The following is a 2500-nucleotide window of genomic DNA, read 5'->3' on the forward strand; positions in this document are numbered from 1 at the left end:
CTCAGCTGGGAGAGCATCTGCCTTACAAGCAGAGGGTCGGCGGTTCGATCCCGTCATCCTCCACCATATTATTATGCCGGCTTAGCTCAATTGGTAGAGCAACTGACTTGTAATCAGTAGGTTGAGGGTTCAAGTCCTTTAGCCGGCACCATGCTTCTTATTTCCTTGAGTTACATCAGCGGAAGCATGCGAGAAATCCCGAAGGGATTTTAAGCAGAAATAACTAAGTTGTCTTTGGATAGACTTTATTATTTTGAGCCATTAGCTCAGTCGGTAGAGCATCTGACTTTTAATCAGAGGGTCGAAGGTTCGAGTCCTTCATGGCTCACCATTTTAATATGCGGGTGTGGCGGAATTGGCAGACGCACCAGACTTAGGATCTGGCGCCGCAAGGCGTGGGGGTTCGACTCCCTTCACCCGCACCATTTTAATATTGCGGAAGTAGTTCAGTGGTAGAACACCACCTTGCCAAGGTGGGGGTCGCGGGTTCGAATCCCGTCTTCCGCTCCATATTTGCCGGGGTGGCGGAACTGGCAGACGCACAGGACTTAAAATCCTGCGGTAGGTGACTACCGTACCGGTTCGATTCCGGTCCTCGGCACCATTTAAATATAAAATGCGCCCGTAGCTCAATTGGATAGAGCGTCTGACTACGGATCAGAAGGTTATGGGTTCGACTCCTGTCGGGCGCGCCATCAAATTTAATAGTACGGGAAATAGCTCAGCTTGGTAGAGCACTTGGTTTGGGACCAAGGGGTCGCAGGTTCGAATCCTGTTTTCCCGACCATTTTAACGGGGCCTTAGCTCAGCTGGGAGAGCGCCTGCTTTGCACGCAGGAGGTCAGCGGTTCGATCCCGCTAGGCTCCACCAATTATTTTAAAAAATATATTGACATTGTTGTTTTGCTTTGTTAATATATAAAAGTCGCCTTTGAGCGTCAGGTTAAATAGTTCTTTGAAAACTAAACAAACAAAAACGTCAACAAACAATAATATTCGTTTCATTTGAAACGAAGCCAACGTAACATTTTTGAGCTAATCAACTCAACTTTATTGGAGAGTTTGATCCTGGCTCAGGACGAACGCTGGCGGCGTGCCTAATACATGCAAGTCGAGCGAATCACTGGGAGCTTGCTCCCGGTGATTAGCGGCGGACGGGTGAGTAACACGTGGGCAACCTGCCTGTAAGACTGGGATAACTTCGGGAAACCGGAGCTAATACCGGATAATTTCTTCCCTTGCATGAGGGAAGGTTGAAAGTCGGTTTCGGCTGACACTTACAGATGGGCCCGCGGCGCATTAGCTAGTTGGTGAGGTAACGGCTCACCAAGGCGACGATGCGTAGCCGACCTGAGAGGGTGATCGGCCACACTGGGACTGAGACACGGCCCAGACTCCTACGGGAGGCAGCAGTAGGGAATCTTCCACAATGGACGAAAGTCTGATGGAGCAACGCCGCGTGAGCGATGAAGGCCTTCGGGTCGTAAAGCTCTGTTGTCAGGGAAGAACAAGTATCGGAGTAACTGCCGGTACCTTGACGGTACCTGACCAGAAAGCCACGGCTAACTACGTGCCAGCAGCCGCGGTAATACGTAGGTGGCAAGCGTTGTCCGGAATTATTGGGCGTAAAGCGCGCGCAGGCGGTCCTTTAAGTCTGATGTGAAAGCCCACGGCTCAACCGTGGAGGGTCATTGGAAACTGGGGGACTTGAGTGCAGAAGAGGAAAGCGGAATTCCACGTGTAGCGGTGAAATGCGTAGAGATGTGGAGGAACACCAGTGGCGAAGGCGGCTTTCTGGTCTGTAACTGACGCTGAGGCGCGAAAGCGTGGGGAGCAAACAGGATTAGATACCCTGGTAGTCCACGCCGTAAACGATGAGTGCTAAGTGTTAGAGGGTTTCCGCCCTTTAGTGCTGCAGCTAACGCATTAAGCACTCCGCCTGGGGAGTACGGCCGCAAGGCTGAAACTCAAAGGAATTGACGGGGGCCCGCACAAGCGGTGGAGCATGTGGTTTAATTCGAAGCAACGCGAAGAACCTTACCAGGTCTTGACATCCTCTGACACTCCTAGAGATAGGAATTTCCCCTTCGGGGGACAGAGTGACAGGTGGTGCATGGTTGTCGTCAGCTCGTGTCGTGAGATGTTGGGTTAAGTCCCGCAACGAGCGCAACCCTTGATCTTAGTTGCCAGCATTCAGTTGGGCACTCTAAGGTGACTGCCGGTGACAAACCGGAGGAAGGTGGGGATGACGTCAAATCATCATGCCCCTTATGACCTGGGCTACACACGTGCTACAATGGATGGTACAAAGGGCAGCGAAGCCGCGAGGTGGAGCCAATCCCATAAAACCATTCTCAGTTCGGATTGCAGGCTGCAACTCGCCTGCATGAAGCCGGAATCGCTAGTAATCGCGGATCAGCATGCCGCGGTGAATACGTTCCCGGGCCTTGTACACACCGCCCGTCACACCACGAGAGTTTGTAACACCCGAAGTCGGTGGG

The 2500-nt window shown here is 52.1% G+C and carries 9 tRNA genes and 1 rRNA gene (2 of these 10 cut by a window edge); all 10 read left to right on the forward strand.

Annotated features, from left to right (window positions below):
* Window positions 1-66 (forward strand) — tRNA-Val (locus tag QNN06_RS00455); it begins 10 nt to the left of the window's first position.
* 9 nt (window positions 67-75) lie between these two features.
* Window positions 76-151 (forward strand) — tRNA-Thr (locus QNN06_RS00460).
* Between the two features lie 104 nt (window positions 152-255).
* Window positions 256-331 (forward strand) — tRNA-Lys (locus tag QNN06_RS00465).
* Window positions 332-340: 9 nt separating this feature from the next.
* A tRNA-Leu gene (locus QNN06_RS00470) sits at window positions 341-425 on the forward strand.
* A gap of 10 nt (window positions 426-435) precedes the next feature.
* A tRNA-Gly gene (locus tag QNN06_RS00475) sits at window positions 436-510 on the forward strand.
* Window positions 511-515: 5 nt separating this feature from the next.
* Window positions 516-604, forward strand: a tRNA-Leu gene (locus tag QNN06_RS00480).
* A 14-nt stretch (window positions 605-618) separates the two neighbouring features.
* Window positions 619-695: transfer RNA gene (locus tag QNN06_RS00485), tRNA-Arg, on the forward strand.
* Window positions 696-710: 15 nt separating this feature from the next.
* Window positions 711-787: transfer RNA gene (locus QNN06_RS00490), tRNA-Pro, on the forward strand.
* A 7-nt stretch (window positions 788-794) separates the two neighbouring features.
* Window positions 795-870, forward strand: a tRNA-Ala gene (locus QNN06_RS00495).
* A 179-nt stretch (window positions 871-1049) separates the two neighbouring features.
* A 16S ribosomal RNA gene (locus QNN06_RS00500) occupies window positions 1050-2500 on the forward strand; it runs 99 nt beyond the window's last position.

It is taken from the genome of Neobacillus sp. 114, assembly GCF_030127045.1.
In the GTDB taxonomy this organism is placed as follows: domain Bacteria; phylum Bacillota; class Bacilli; order Bacillales; family Cytobacillaceae; genus Neobacillus; species Neobacillus rhizophilus.